Annotated in this window: 16 protein-coding genes; 9 read left to right on the top strand and 7 right to left on the bottom strand. The window is 75.8% G+C overall.

What is annotated here, in order from left to right; genetic code table 11:
- Window positions 1–276 precede the first annotated feature (276 nt).
- Window positions 277–2244 carry an ABC transporter ATP-binding protein gene (locus AB0442_RS29765; RefSeq protein ID WP_366166725.1) on the top strand — a complete coding sequence of 656 codons (1968 nt, stop codon included), beginning with the start codon at window positions 277–279 and terminating at the stop codon, window positions 2242–2244.
- Window positions 2245–2274: 30 nt separating this feature from the next.
- On the opposite strand, the gene AB0442_RS29760 is transcribed toward AB0442_RS29765, so the two are convergent.
- On the bottom strand, window positions 2275–3495 hold the full coding sequence (locus AB0442_RS29760) for a saccharopine dehydrogenase C-terminal domain-containing protein (protein ID WP_366166723.1): 1221 nt from the start codon (window positions 3493–3495) through the stop codon (window positions 2275–2277).
- Window positions 3496–3615: 120 nt separating this feature from the next.
- Between AB0442_RS29760 and AB0442_RS29755 the strand changes: the two genes are divergently transcribed.
- Window positions 3616–4320, top strand: a complete 705-nt coding sequence (locus tag AB0442_RS29755; protein ID WP_366166722.1) for a helix-turn-helix domain-containing protein — start codon at window positions 3616–3618, stop codon at window positions 4318–4320.
- 21 nt (window positions 4321–4341) lie between these two features.
- The gene (locus AB0442_RS29750) at window positions 4342–4875 is read left to right on the top strand and encodes a GNAT family N-acetyltransferase (RefSeq protein ID WP_366166721.1); all 534 of its coding nucleotides are present in this window, start codon (window positions 4342–4344) and stop codon (window positions 4873–4875) included.
- A 138-nt stretch (window positions 4876–5013) separates the two neighbouring features.
- On the opposite strand, the gene AB0442_RS29745 is transcribed toward AB0442_RS29750, so the two are convergent.
- The 4 genes from AB0442_RS29745 to AB0442_RS29730 all read right to left on the bottom strand — a co-directional run bounded on the left by AB0442_RS29745 (window position 5014) and on the right by AB0442_RS29730 (window position 8507).
- Entirely contained in the window at window positions 5014–5739 is a 726-nt protein-coding gene (locus AB0442_RS29745) for a lysophospholipid acyltransferase family protein (protein ID WP_366166719.1), read from the bottom strand.
- Between the two features lie 116 nt (window positions 5740–5855).
- Window positions 5856–6122, bottom strand: a complete 267-nt coding sequence (locus AB0442_RS29740) for a hypothetical protein (RefSeq protein WP_363542175.1) — start codon at window positions 6120–6122, stop codon at window positions 5856–5858.
- A 73-nt stretch (window positions 6123–6195) separates the two neighbouring features.
- Entirely contained in the window at window positions 6196–7014 is an 819-nt protein-coding gene (locus AB0442_RS29735) for a maleylpyruvate isomerase family mycothiol-dependent enzyme (protein WP_366166717.1), read from the bottom strand.
- A gap of 83 nt (window positions 7015–7097) precedes the next feature.
- Entirely contained in the window at window positions 7098–8507 is a 1410-nt protein-coding gene (locus tag AB0442_RS29730) for an FAD-dependent monooxygenase (protein WP_366166715.1), read from the bottom strand.
- 173 nt (window positions 8508–8680) lie between these two features.
- Here AB0442_RS29730 and AB0442_RS29725 point away from each other — a divergent pair, with 173 nt between their 5' ends.
- The 4 genes from AB0442_RS29725 (at window position 8681) to AB0442_RS29710 (ending at window position 11123) form a co-directional block, all read left to right on the top strand.
- Window positions 8681–9100: a hypothetical protein gene (locus AB0442_RS29725; RefSeq protein ID WP_366166714.1), complete on the top strand. Its 420-nt coding sequence runs from the start codon at window positions 8681–8683 to the stop codon at window positions 9098–9100.
- Between the two features lie 54 nt (window positions 9101–9154).
- Window positions 9155–9730, top strand: a complete 576-nt coding sequence (locus AB0442_RS29720) for a GNAT family N-acetyltransferase (protein WP_363542170.1) — start codon at window positions 9155–9157, stop codon at window positions 9728–9730.
- A 112-nt stretch (window positions 9731–9842) separates the two neighbouring features.
- Window positions 9843–10205 carry an STAS/SEC14 domain-containing protein gene (locus tag AB0442_RS29715; RefSeq protein ID WP_366166712.1) on the top strand — a complete coding sequence of 121 codons (363 nt, stop codon included), beginning with the start codon at window positions 9843–9845 and terminating at the stop codon, window positions 10203–10205.
- A 207-nt stretch (window positions 10206–10412) separates the two neighbouring features.
- On the top strand, window positions 10413–11123 hold the full coding sequence (locus AB0442_RS29710; RefSeq protein ID WP_366166710.1) for a hypothetical protein: 711 nt from the start codon (window positions 10413–10415) through the stop codon (window positions 11121–11123).
- 5 nt (window positions 11124–11128) lie between these two features.
- Here AB0442_RS29710 and AB0442_RS29705 read toward each other — a convergent pair whose 3' ends face one another.
- Window positions 11129–11383 (bottom strand): hypothetical protein, encoded by a 255-nt coding sequence (locus tag AB0442_RS29705; RefSeq protein ID WP_344627159.1) that lies wholly within the window; start codon window positions 11381–11383, stop codon window positions 11129–11131.
- 252 nt (window positions 11384–11635) lie between these two features.
- On the opposite strand from AB0442_RS29705, the gene AB0442_RS29700 reads away from it, so the two are divergent.
- Window positions 11636–12094 (top strand): hypothetical protein, encoded by a 459-nt coding sequence (locus AB0442_RS29700; RefSeq protein ID WP_366166708.1) that lies wholly within the window; start codon window positions 11636–11638, stop codon window positions 12092–12094.
- A 23-nt stretch (window positions 12095–12117) separates the two neighbouring features.
- On the opposite strand, the gene AB0442_RS29695 is transcribed toward AB0442_RS29700, so the two are convergent.
- Window positions 12118–12495, bottom strand: a complete 378-nt coding sequence (locus AB0442_RS29695) for a hypothetical protein (protein ID WP_366166706.1) — start codon at window positions 12493–12495, stop codon at window positions 12118–12120.
- 631 nt (window positions 12496–13126) lie between these two features.
- Here AB0442_RS29695 and AB0442_RS29690 point away from each other — a divergent pair.
- Window positions 13127–13235 (top strand): HutD family protein (locus tag AB0442_RS29690; RefSeq protein ID WP_366166770.1); only part of this gene is annotated, 109 nt, incomplete at its 3' end.

Here is a 13235-nt window from a genome sequence, read left to right as displayed (position 1 = left end):
CTCGCCGAGCACGACACGGATTTACCCGGATCGAGTGAGCCGCGGCAGGACACGCCGAGCGCGCCGCCGGCCCCTGGAAGGATCGTGTCCGCACCGGTCCCCGGCCGGCCCGGCACTCCCGCACTTACCGCAGCGTGCCCCCGTCCGGCACCTGCCCGCGCGCCCCTGCACCAGACCCTTCCCGCCAGACCCTTCCCACCGCGCACCGCGCACCGCGTATCCCGCGACGCATGGCAGCACCAGACCGGCAGCCCGACCGCCGACCCGAGGAGCAGCATGTCCGAGCCGAGCGTGACCCCCGACGACCCGTCCGCCCGCACCGCGCCTCCGGCGGAGGAGGACCACCCGCGCGACGAGCAGATCCGCGCCCGTTTCCCCGGCGACCAGCGGATCGCCGCCGGAACGACCATGTCCACCGCGGCGATGCTCCGCAGGATGCCCCAACTCGTCCGCCGCGCGATGGCGTTGGCCTGGGCCGCCGACCGGTCGGCCACGGCCGGGCTGCTGGTCTGCCAGTTGCTCTCCGGCGTGGCCGGGGCACTGGCGCTGTTCGCCACCACCCGCACCCTGGACGCGCTGCTCGTCCCCGGCCCGGTCGACGCCCATCTGCTGTCCGCGGCGCCCTCGTTGACGCTGCTCGCGGTCTCCGCCGGCCTGCACGCGGTGCTCGGCATCGCGGTCGCCGCGCTGGCCGCCCGGGTCTCGCCACGGGTCAACCGGGAGGCCGACCTCGCGCTGATCGCGGCCGGCTGCGCCGCCGAACTGAAGGCCTACGACGAGCCCGCCTACAACGAGCAGTGGGAGTCGGCGGACCGCGGCGCCGCCACCACCCCGGACCTGCTGTCCAACGCCCAGGACCTGATCGCCTCCACGGTGTCCCTGGTCTCCGCGGCCGGCGTGCTGGCGACCCTGCACCCGTGGCTGGTGCCCTTCCTGCTGCTCGGTTCGGTGCCGAGCGGCGTCGCCGCCGTCCGCACCGCCCGGATCCACTACCTGGCCGCCGTCACCACGAACGAGGAACGGCAGGCGCTGCGGATCTACCGGTGGTTCCTGATCGACAAGCTGCGGGCCGACCAGGTCCGCTCCGACCAGGTCACCCCGTTCATGATGGCCACCTACCGGGAGGTCGAGGGACGCATCGCGGCGGCCACCGACCGGGCCGCGCGGCAGGCGGCCCGGGTGTCCCTGGTGGCGGCCGTCGGCAGCGGGGCGGGCAGCGCACTGATCTGGGGCGCGCTGCTCTACCTGGTCGCCTCCGGCCGGATTGGACTGGCCGCGGCGGGTGGCGCCGCGTTCGCGCTGCGCACCGCCTCCACCGGCGTCCAGGGCATGGTCGGCAACGGTGCCCGGCTCTACCGTACGGGCCTGTACCTGGACGACTTCTTCACCTTCCTCGACGAGGCGGGCGGTCACCGGATCCGGCGCGGCGACGTGGTGCCCGGCCTGCCCGCCGTGGTGGAGGTCGAGGACGTTTCCTACACCTACCCCGGCGACCAGCAGGAACCGGCGCTGGACCGGGTCAGCATGACGCTGAGGCGCGGCGAGGTGGTGGCGGTCATCGGGCAGAACGGCAGCGGCAAGTCGACCCTGCTGAAGCTGCTGGCCGGCCTCTACCTGCCGCAGTCCGGCCGGATCGCCTGGGACGGCGTGCGGGTCGAGCAGTTGGACGCCGAGGGGATGTGGACCAGGGTGGCCCGGGTGCCGCAGGAGTTCGCCCGCTGGCCGCTGCGCGCGGCCGAGAACATCCACCTCGGCCACGGCGGGGGCGACCGGATGGCCGAGGTGCGGCGGGCCGCCGCCCGGACGGGCTTCGACGAGGTGGTCACCCGGCTCCGCTCGGGCTGGGGCACGCTGCTCGCCCAGGGCTGGCTGGGCGGGGCGGAGCTGTCCGGAGGCGGCTGGCAGCGGGCGGCCGTCGCCCGCGCGCTCTACCGGACGGCGCTCAACCCCGGCCTGCTGATCCTCGACGAGCCGACCTCCGACCTCGACCCGCGCGCCGAGCACCGCATCCTGCACGCCCTGCGCGGGTACGCGCCGGAGCGGATCACGCTGCTGGTCACCCACAACATCGCCAACGCCAGGGTCGCCGACCGGGTGGTGGTGATGGACCGCGGCCGGGTCGTGCAGACCGGTACCTGGACGGAGCTCGCGGAGCAGCCGGACGGGCTGTTCCGCGAGCTCCTGGACCTGCAGCGGGACCGGACCGTCCCCGCCCAGCGGCCCGCCACCGATCCCGTGCACTGACCGGCGCCGCGCGGCGGCGTCGCCGTGGGGTCAGCCCTCGCGCAGGCCCCACGGCGCGCCGTACTCGGTGAGCAGGTCGAGGAAGGGCCGTGCGGGCAGCGCCTCGGGGCCGAGCACGCCGGAGCCGGACCAGGCGCCGGTGGCGATCAGCTCCAGCGCGACGACCGGGTTGATCGCCGTCTGCCAGACCACCGCCTGCGAGCCGTACTCGCGCATCGACCACTGGTTGTCGACCACGTGGTACAGGTACACCTCGCGGGGGCGGCCGTCCTTGGTGCCCTTGACCCAGGTGCCGGCGCAGGTCTTGCCGTGCATCCGCTCGCCGAGGTCGGCGGGGTCGGGCAGGACGGCGGCGACCACGTCGCGCGGGGAGACCTTCGCCGGGCCGAGGTCGCTGCCCACGGCGACCGGCTCGGTGCTGTCCAGGCCGAGCGCGTGCAGCGTCTTCAGCTTGTCGATGAAGTCGTCGCCGAGGCCGTACTTGAAGGTGACCCGCTTGGCGTCGACCCAGCGCGGCACCAGCAGCACCTCCTCGTGCTCGACGTTGACGCACTCCACCGGGCCGATGCCCTCCGGGAAGTCGAACACCTCGGGCTCGCTGAACGGCGCGGTGGTGAACCAGCCCCGGTCGGCCTCGTACACCACCGGCGGGTTGAGGCACTCCTCGATGGTCGTCCAGATGCTGAAGGACGGGGCGAAGTCGTAGCCCTCGACGGTGAGGTCGGCGCCGTCGCGGATGCCGATCTCCTCGATCTCGTCGAAGAGCTCGTCCGCGGCGTGGCGGGCGAAGACGTCGGAGAGCCCGGGCTCCACGCCCATGCCGACCAGGGCCAGCCGGCCGGCCTTCTCCCACTGCTCGGCGCGTTCGAACTGGGCGTCGCCGAGCTTGACCCCGCACAGTTCGTACGGCCGCTCGGGGTGCGGGTGCGACAGCGACATCGCCATGTCGACGTAGTGGGCGCCCGCCGCGAGGGCCGCCTCGAACAGCGGCATCACGAAGCGCGGGTCGGTGGCGTTCAGCAGGACGTCGCAGTCGTGCTCGGCCAGCAGCGCCCGGACGGCGGCCCCGTCGGAGGCGTCCACCTGCCGGGCGCTGAACCTGCCGGCGGCCCCGCCGAGCGCGGCGACCGCGGCCTCGGCCCGGGCGGGGTCGTAGTCGGCGACGACCATGTGGTCGAAGAACGGGCGGCGGGCCGCGATCCGGGTGACGGCCGTGCCCACGCCGCCGGCTCCCACAAGCAGTACTCGCATGGCAGAACTCTTCCTTCCCCGGCGGGTTCCCGCCTGCCGGAAGGAAACTCCGGGCGGCCGTGCAAGGTCAATGGCGTTGGCATAAGCTCGGCGGCGCAGCCGTCCGAGGGGAGCAGTGCCGTGCCGAAGCAGGTCGTGCCCGAGTCGCAGCGCCGCAGGCGGCGCCCGACCAAGCAGGGCGCACTCCTGTCCGAGGAACTGATCGTGCGGACCGCCCTGCGGATGCTCCGCGAGCACGGCGGCAGCGGCCTCACCGCCCGCCGCCTGGGCCTCGCCCTCGGCTGCGACCCGAGCGCCCTCTACCGCTACTTCCGCGGCATGGACGACCTGACCCTCGCCATCGGCGACGAACTGATCGGCCGCGCCCTGGCCGGCTGGCGGGCCGGCGGCCGCTGGCAGGACGACCTGCGCGCACTCGGCCTGCGGATCCACCGGTCCTACCTCGACCACCCGCAGGCCGCCGCACTCACCGCCAGCCGGGTCACCGGCCGGGACCGCGAGATCGCCGCCGACGAGACGATCCTCGGCATCCTGCGCACCGCAGGCTTCCCCGACCCGGTGGCCGTCCGCGTCTACCACGCCTTCATCGACCAGGCCCTCGCCTTCGCCGCCCTGGACGCCGCCTCGCTCGCCCTCCCCGCCGAGGCCCGCACCGCCGACGAACGCATGTGGGAGTCCACCTACGCCCGCCTCCCCGCCGACACCCACCCCCACATCGCCGCCACCGCCGACCTCCTCGCCGCCCGCATGACCGACAGCGCCTACCCGGTCGCCCTGGACATGCTCCTCGACAGCGCCGAACGCCAACTCGGCGAAAGCATCTGACGGAGTGCCAGGATGGTGGACATGCACTCGGTACAGGTCGCCCACACCGCCGATCTGGACGCCGGAACCCTGGCGGCCGCCCGCGGACTGCTCGACGAGGTCTTCGCGCCGGACATGACGGACGAGGACTGGGAGCACTGCCTCGGCGGGCTGCACACGCTGGTGCGGGACGGCGCGGAACTCGTCGGCCACGCCGCGATCGTCCAGCGACGGCTGCTGCACGGCGGGCGGGCGCTGCGGACGGGTTACGTCGAGGGCGTGGCCGTCCGCGCTGACCGGCAGCGGGACGGCATCGGCTCGGCGATGCTGGCCGAGCTCGTCCGGATCGCCCGCGGTGCCTACGACCTGGCGGCCCTCGGCAGCACCGACACCGCCGTCCCGTTCTACACCGCCCACGGCTGGCAGCCCTGGCGGGGCCGTGCCTACGCCCTCACCCCGGACGGCATCCGGCGCACCGCCGAGGAGGACGACGGCATCTACGTCCTGCCGCTCGCCGTGCCGGTCGACGTCACGGGTGAACTGGTCGCCGACTGGCGCGAGGGCGACGTCTGGTGACGCACCGCCACGCCTCGGCCGTCACCGGTCCACGTCATGGCCGTCCGCAGGGGAGCAGGCGCTCGCGGGAGAGCGTCGCGCACCGCAGCCGCGAGGGTTCCCGCCGTTCGACCGCGGCTCCGGCTGCTGCACGGCGGTCTACGACGAGGACGGCAGTCCGGCCGGGCCGTGCGTCCGGGGCGTCACCGGAGACCGGTCCGGCCCGCCGGGGTGCCCCGCGTCGCCGTGCAGGTGCTGCTCGGCGGTGCGCCAGGCCGCGGTGACGGCCCGGTGGGCGGCGGCCGTCGCCTCGGCGATGTCGCCGTCCAGGTGCAGCGGGGCGCCCAGGTGGACGTGCAGGGCGGGGCGGCGCAGCGGGGCGGTGGCGAATCCGGCGAGCTGCTTGGCGGTGCCGCCCGAGCTCAACCGGCGGGCGCCGCACTGGCCGAGCGGGACGACCGGGGCGCCGCTCGCCGCCGCGAGGCGGGCGAGACCGGTGCGGAAGGCGCCGGGTTCGGCGTCGCGCGGGTCGCGGCGCTTCGGCAGGCCGCCCTCGCCGTAGATCAGTACGACCCGGCCGTCCGCGAGCGCCTCGGCGGCGAGGTCCAGGGCGGCGGCGGCCCGGGCCGTCCCGCGGTGCACGGGGACGTGCCCGCCGCCGCGCAGCGGTCGGCCGAGCAGCGGGACGCGCCACAGCCCGGCCGTGGCCATCACCACCGGCTCGGTGCCCAGCCGGTGCAGGGCGGCCAGCACCACGCCGGGGTCGGCGAGCGAGCTGTGGTTGGCGGCGACGATGCTGCCCGGGGCGACCGGGCCGGACGTCTCGGAGCTGACGGACAGACGGCCGAGAACGGGTACCAGGGCGCTGGCGGTCCGGCTGAGCATGGTGTTCCTTCGCTGCCTTCGGCGGGTGGTGCCGTCATCCTCGCGGAGCGTCGCCGCGGGCCGCGTGAGTAGCGGTACTCAACCGGGCCCGGGTACGGTCCGCGGCTGAGCCGGGGTCAGGCCCGGTCGCGCCCGGCGCGGCTGCCCCACTCGCCGATGCCCAGTCCGAGGAGGACCACCAGAGGTCCGGGCCACCACACCGGTGTCAGCAGGCCGAGCGTGCAGCCGACGGCCGTCACCACCGCGCCCGCCGCCCACAGCCGCGGGGAGCCCACCCGGTGGCCGAACCAGCGCGGAGCGCGGCCGCGCGCCAATGCCGGGACCGCCTGGATGAACACCACCAGCCACACCGCCACCACGCATGCCACCCGGAACGTACTCACCGGACCATCCCCTCGTCACCGCCCGGCGCCTGCCGGGGAGCGGATCGTCCCACACCGCCTACCGGCGCCCTGCTCAGGGGGCGGCGAACAGGCCGGGGAACGCCGGGGCCAGCCACGGCTTCCGGCCCCAGGCGAGCACCTTGCCGCGGGCGAGGGCGGTGGTGGCGGTGTACCGGCCGAGGGCGATGAGGAAGAAGGCCACCGACTCGGTCATGATCGTGCAGTCGGGCCGGCGCGGCGGACGGTCGCTCACCACGGCCGCCCCGTCCGTGAAGGTCACCGCGAACCCGTCCCCGCCGCGGACCCGCAGCCGGTAGCAGGCGTGGTGCCCGGCCGCCGAGCGGGGATCGACCACCCGCGGCATGGCCGTCCGCAGGAACGGCATCGTGAGCTCGACCCGCTGCCGGTCGATCGGGTGCGGCCGCCCGAGCGCGACGGCGATGTCGTACAGGTGGCCGAGCATGTGGGTCAGCAGGTAGGAGCCGAGGGTGTCCAGGTCCATCGGGCCGAGCGGGGTCAGCACCGGGTCGGTGCCCGCCCGCGGCCCGGCCGCGGCGGTGAACTCCCGCGCCTGCGCCGCGATGTCCGCGCCGAGCACGGCGAGGTCCCGCTCCGGCCGCTCGGCCAGCGAGGCCGCGTTCGCCGCCGCCAGCGACCCCGGGGAGCCGTCCCCGTAGGTCCGCTCCTCACCGGCGGCCAGTGCGGCCATCAGCTCGTTCGCCATCGCCAGATGGGCCGCGGCCTCGGCCACCGTCCACTCGGCACCGGATATCGGCGTGCCGCCGTCGCGGCCGGCGAGCAGCGCCACCGCCTCGTCACCGACCGCGGTGATCGCGTCGAACAGCCGGGTGCGCGCGGCACCGGGGGAGTGCGGGGGGAGCGGGAGGGTCATGGTGGTGAAGAGTGACCGACTCCCGCACCGCTGTCCAGACCCTCCGCTGTCCGGGCCCTCCGCCGTCCGCGCCCGGGACGCGGTCAGGAGGCCGCGCGTTCCGGCTGCTCCGCCGTGGGTCCCGGCTCGGCCGCCGGGACGCCGCGCAGCCGGGCGGCCGGTGCCGGCCGCGCGGGCCGGACCACCCGGGCCAGCACCGCCGGCGCCAGCAGCCGCTGCGGCGGCTCCGCCAGGTTGGCGACGGCGAGGAAGGCCCGGCCCACCCCGGCGTCGGCCTCGGCGGCCCGGTGGAGCCGGGCGACGTACCGGTTCAGCAGCCGGACCCGCGGCGAGCGGCGGCCGTCCACGAACGGGAACCGCAGGTCGCCGCCGACCGACATGTCCCAGGCCACGTCGGTGATCGCGGCGGCCTGCCGGAAGAACCGCCGGGCCAGCGGCTCCCCGGACGCCTCCGCCAGGCACTCCCGCAGCGCCGCCGCCTCGCAGGCCGCCACCGTCATGCCCTGCCCGTAGGTCGGGTTGAACTGGCAGAGCGCGTCGGCGAGCACCAGGTACCCCTCGGGGAAGCGCTCCAGCCGCTCGTAACGGCGGCGGATCGACACCGGGCTGCGCATCAGCCGCGGGGCGGTGAGCGGCTCCAGGCGCTCCAGCAGCCGGTGCAGGTCGGGCACGGGCAGGCGACGCGCGAAGCGGTGGTAGCCCTCCGGGTCCACCGGCGGGACGTCGCCGTTCATGCCGAACAGCGTGACCAGCCAGCGGTCGCCCTCGCCGCTGAGCGCCACACCGCCGCGCGGCGCGTCCGCGGAGGCGCCGACGACGAAGGCGTCCGCGTCCGCGTCGCCCGGGCTGCGCCGGTACTCCCGGGAGACGTACACCAGGCCGGAGTCCACCCGCTCCTCCGGCGCCGGCGCGTAGCCGAGGGTGCGCAGCCAGGTGGCGCCGCGGTTGCTGCGGCCGGTGGCGTCGACCACCAGGTCCGCCGCCAGCACCTCCGGCTCGGCGTTCACCCGCAGCAGCCGTACGCCGGTGACCCGGCCGCCCGCCGGGTCGGCGACCGGCTCCAGGACCTCCGTCCGCTGCTGGATCTCCACGCCCGGCAGCGCCGCCACCCGGGAGCGGAGGTGACGCTCCAGCCCGGGGCGGCTCACCATCAGGCAGGGGAGCCCGGACGGCGCCCGCAGCAGCCGCCGGCCGTCGTTGAACCAGTTCACGTCCGCCTGCACGTCCCGGACGAGCGCCCCCCGCGCCACCAGGTCCTCCCGCAGCCCGGGGAAGAGGTCCTGCAGGACCTCGAAGCCCTTCGACAGCATGCCGTGGGCGTGGTGGCTCTGCGGCACCCCGCGCCGCGGGCCACCGCCCTCCGGCAGCGCGTCCCGGTCGACGACCGTGACCCGGGCGAAGCTCTCGCTCAGCACCCGCGCGGCCAGCAGGCCGCCGATCCCCGCCCCCGCGACGACCGCGTGGCCGCGGCCCGTCCTGTCCCCGTCCTGCATGGCGTCCCCCTGTCCCTGGCCGGAGCGGCCACCCTCGACCGGGTCGGCCGTCCCCGACCGAACCACTCTGCCCGGCGCCGATTGACGACCGATTGACGACGGATTGACGCCGCCCCCCGCACGGGGAAGCTGGAGGGAGCGGGCACCACCGCAGGCCCGCCGGAGGGACGACCATGAGCGACGACGCGCAGCAGCCGCAGCAGCCCGACCGGCGCCACACCCGCCCGGACGGCATGGACGACAAGACGGTCGAGGCCCTCGGGCTCCTCTCCGAGGCCCTGGAGATGACCGAACGGGCCCGGGGCCGGCTCTACGACTTCCACCAGCTGACCGGCGGCGCGGACCGGGTCGTCGGCCTCGCCGTGCAGGCCCTGCGGGACGCCGGGCGCGGCGAGTGGGCCGACCTGGTGGCCCGCGAGGTGCAGGGCCGGGACGTGCTGCCGGGCATGTGGACGTACCAGGTCGTGGAGACCTACAACGACGGGTACCACCGGGCCTTCGTCGAGGCGGAGCGGCAGGTCCGCGAGGCGCTGGCGCCCGGCCGCGACCACATCGCCGAGGCCGAGATGCGGGCCCGGGGCGAGACCCGCTGAGCGCCTCCCGCCCCGGGCCCGGCACGGTGCGGACGGCGTGAGAGCCTGGGCCGCATGAGCGAGACGATCACCGTCACCACCTGGTACCTGGAGCAGACCTCCCGCACCGACCTGGTGGAGGCGCCCGCACCGGAGAACACCCCGCTGCAGATCCTCCTGGCCGAGGAGACCGGGCCGGAGTTCGCCCGCTTCCTCTACACTGCCGTCGGCGGCCCGTGGACCTGGACGGACCGGCTGCCCTGGAGCCACCGCCAGTGGCAGGAGTGGCTCGACCGCGACGGCGTGGAGACCTGGGTCGCGTACGTGGCGGGCACCCCGGCCGGATACGTGCAGCTGGAGCCGCGCGGGGACGGCCGCGTCGAGGTCGCCTACTTCGGGCTGCTGCCGCAGTTCATCGGCCGCGGCCTCGGCCGCCACCTGCTCGGCGTCGGACTCGCCCGCGCCTGGGACCTCGCCGACCGGCACCCCGCCCTGCCGCCCACCACCACGGTCACCGTCAACACCTGCTCGCTGGACGGGCCCGCCGCCCTGCGGACCTACCGCGCGGCCGGCTTCCGCACCGCCACCACCGAGACCACCGACAAGCCCGCCGTCCCCACCCCCGGCCCCTGGCCCGGCGCCCACACCTGACCGGGCCGGCCTCCGGACGGCGAGGAGATGCCCGGGCCGGGACGCCGTCCTAGCGTGGGCAGCGGCGCGCCCCGGCCGGGGCGGGACGGGACGGGTGGTTTCGGGAGGCGATGTGATCGAGAGGCTGGAGGACCTGCCGGCGGGTGTGATCGGGTTCGAGACCGGTGGCACGCTGTCGGCCGAGGACTACCGGGACGTGCTGCTGCCCGCGCTGACGGGGGCCGCCGAGGCCGGGGAGGTGCGGTGCGTCATCGTCGTCCCCGAGTTCCACGGGATGACCGGCGGGGCGCTGTGGCAGGACCTGAGGATGGGCGTGGAGCACCTGCGGGCGTGGAAGCGGATCGCGCTGGTCACGGACGTCGAGTGGATGACCCACCTGACCGCGCTCTTCGGCTGGATGACGCCCGGCGAGACGAGGACCTTCCCGCTGGCCCGGCGCGCAGACGCCGTGGCCTGGGTGCAGGACGGCGACTGACCCGGTCGGCAGCACGCGGGGCGTGACTTCGCCGGCGGCAGCTCGTTGGTGGAGGCGAGACCGGCCGCCGGGCACGAGCCCCCGACAGAGCGAGGGGCAGTGCCACCAGTCCCGTCCCGACCAGGGCCGTCCGCAGTACCCGGGGCCGGTGGGAGACCGTCCTCGGCAGCAGGGCAGGCCTCTCCACCGTCACGGGGGTTCCCCACTGTGTGCTACCGACCTGCCCTCAGCGCCGCCAAGGCCACCGCCGCGCTGGCGCTCCTCCCCGGCGTGCTGTTCGGCGGCCCGCTCGCCGGCCCCATCGCCGCCTCCGCGGCCGGTGCGCCGGACGACACCGCAGCGGTCGTCGTCCGGGCGGAGGACCCGGGGCACCGCTCGGTCGAGGCCGCACCGCCGCTGCGCGCGGACCGCGGCGCGGGCGTGCCGCTGCCCGACCGCGGACTCGGGGTGTTCACGGCTCACCGCAGCGGTCTGCGGCTCCAGGCGGACGGCACCGTCGCGGCCGAGGACTCAAGGGCCGCCGACGGCACCGGCCTGCGGACCGCGCCCGTCGCGGCCGCCGACTCCCAGGAGTGGCTGGTCCGCCCGTCCGCGGGCGGGCGGCTGCTGATCCAGTCGTTGCTGGCCGGCGACGACACGGCCGGTCCGCTGCTGCTCACCGCCGAGCCGGACGGCACCGTGGACCTGCGGTCGGACCGTGCCCGCGGCCTCGCCGACGACCCGTCCCAGATCTGGTCCTTCGTCCGGGTCACCGACGCCGACCCGCTGCACCTGGAGCCGCAGCCCGCACGGGCCCGCTTCACGATCCGCGCCGACGACGGGGGCTGCCTGGTCGACCGCGGGCCCGCCACCGCCCCGGTCGTCGGCAGCTGCGAGACCCCGCGGGCCTGGTGGACGGCCGACGGGCTGACCGGCTGAGGGCGTCAGCAGACGTCCCAGTGCCCCACGGTCACGGCCCGGTTGCACTCGGGACAGACCCGGGCCGACTCCGGCGCCGGATCCCAGGCCGCGGCGCCCACGGCCTCCATGTCCACCTGGCTCATGCCCTCGGCCTGCTGGCCGCAGAAGGTCCGGGTGAGGGGGACGTCGGTGGGGGCCGCGTGCACGGTGGTGCCCGCCCCGTCGGGCGGGAGCACCGGACTGTCGGCCAACGGCTCGTGCAGAACGACGATGCTCATGCCTCCACTGTTCTCCCCGGCCGCCCGCTCGGCACCCCCACCGGCGGCGCACCCCGGGGGCGCGGGCACGATCGGGTCCGCGGACGGAGGGGGAGCGGTGGGATTCATCGGCGTGTGGGTGCTCGCGCCCGTGCCGGTGGAGGTCGTGGCCGAGCCGGCCGCGGTGGCCGGGCCGGTGGTCGAGGCGCAGCGGAACGCCCCCGCACCCGGGAACTGCGGCAGCAGTGGTGCGCCGCACCGGAGGCCGTCGGGGTGGAGTCCGCGGACCGGGCGGCGACGGTGGCCTTCGACCTGCTGTCCGGTGCCTGTCCGCTGGACGGCTGGGTCGAGGAGCTGTACGCGGCCTTCGACCGGGTGCCCGCCGAGTGGCAGCCGCTGATGCTGACGCCGGTCTGCCGGAAGGGATTCCCCGCGGCGGCCCTGGCCCACGGGCTGGGCCCCGAGCGGTTCGCGCGGCTGCCCGGCTGGTTCGGTGACTTCTTCCTCGACGCCGGGCAGGTACGGGCCGCCCTGCCGGAGGTGTTCGCCGCGCTGGACCTGCCGGACGGCGAGTGTCCGGCCGTCGAGCGGCGCACCGCGGAGCGGCTGTCGGACTACGGCGGCGGCCGGCCGGAGGAGGCGGCCGCACTGCTGGACGGCATCGGCCCGCTGTGGCAGGCCGCCGCCGACGCGGGCGCGGGCCTGCTCGGGTGCATGTTCGTGCCGGGCTGAGCTCGGGAGCGGCCGGCCGGGGCCTACGGCGTGCCGGGAAGCGGAGCGGCGGATGTCACGCCGCTGTCGAGAGCGTCGGCCCGCCGGCGGAGATCGGCCGCGATGCCGTCCCAGCTGGGGCCGTGCAGGTAGAGGTTGTCCGCTGCCTCGCGCAGCAGTTCCGGCTCGTCGGGGCACTGCAGCAGCACCAGCCGGTACGCGAGGTTGCGCATGCGGACCGGCAGATGGCCGTCGACCAGGTGCGGCGAGAGCTCGCGCAGCATGGCGAGTACGGCGTCCGGGTCGGCGAAGGTGAGTTCCTCGAGGAACGAGGCCTCGTCGTGGCCGCGGTCGCATTCCGGCGTGGGCCGGTACTCGTCGCCGTACACGCACCGGGCGTGCTCCGTCAGGGTGTGGTGCATGGCGGGATGCCTACGTGTCGGCCGTTGCCGACCGCGGGTGGTGCCGGCGGGGACCGGTCGGGCGGGGCCGACCGGGCCGGGGCCGGTCAGAGGGCCTGGGTGGCCGGTCGGAGCAGGGCACGCGAAGGTCCGGAGGGGTCCTCGTCGCCCGGCAGGGCGTCCTCCGGGGTGCGCTGGCAGGCCGAGCAGAGCTCGTGCCGGCCGGAATCGGTGATGACGCTGCCCCATCCACGGCATTCCGTACAGCCTCGGGCGAGGGCGACGTCGGCACGGGGGGCAGGAGCGGGAGCGGGGTGGGCTCCGTGATGCATGGGTGATGTCCTCGGTAGAGCGGTATCACTTCGACCCAGCTTGTCATGATTTTCGACCGAACGTCTGTGACTCATCTCTCCCGGTGTTCGAGATGCGCGCAGACGGCCGGTGGGGCAGCCCGGCGTGGGTGGAGGCGTCCGGCGCGGGGTGCCGCTCCCGATGGTCCCACCGACGGCTCCACCCCGCCGGAGAGTTGACGACGCATCGGATCCGCCGCCGGGGGCCCGGGCCGGCACCGGTCGGCGGGCCGTGTCCGGCCCCGCGGTGCGTGAAAGAATCGCCGCGAAGCGGACCGGCGAGCAGGACGGGGCGAGGGGCGATGGCGGTGGAGGTACTGCGGGCGGCGGACCGGGCGGCGGTGCCGTGGCTCAACGGCGGCGGCGTGACCCGCGAGGTCGCGGCCGGGCCGGCCGGTGCGGGGATGACCG

This window comes from Kitasatospora sp. NPDC085895 (genome assembly GCF_040702125.1).
In the GTDB taxonomy this organism is placed as follows: Bacteria; Actinomycetota; Actinomycetes; order Streptomycetales; family Streptomycetaceae; genus Kitasatospora; species Kitasatospora arboriphila.
The sequence above is the reverse complement of the archived record's forward strand: the minus strand, read 5'-3'. Positions and strand labels throughout refer to the sequence as shown.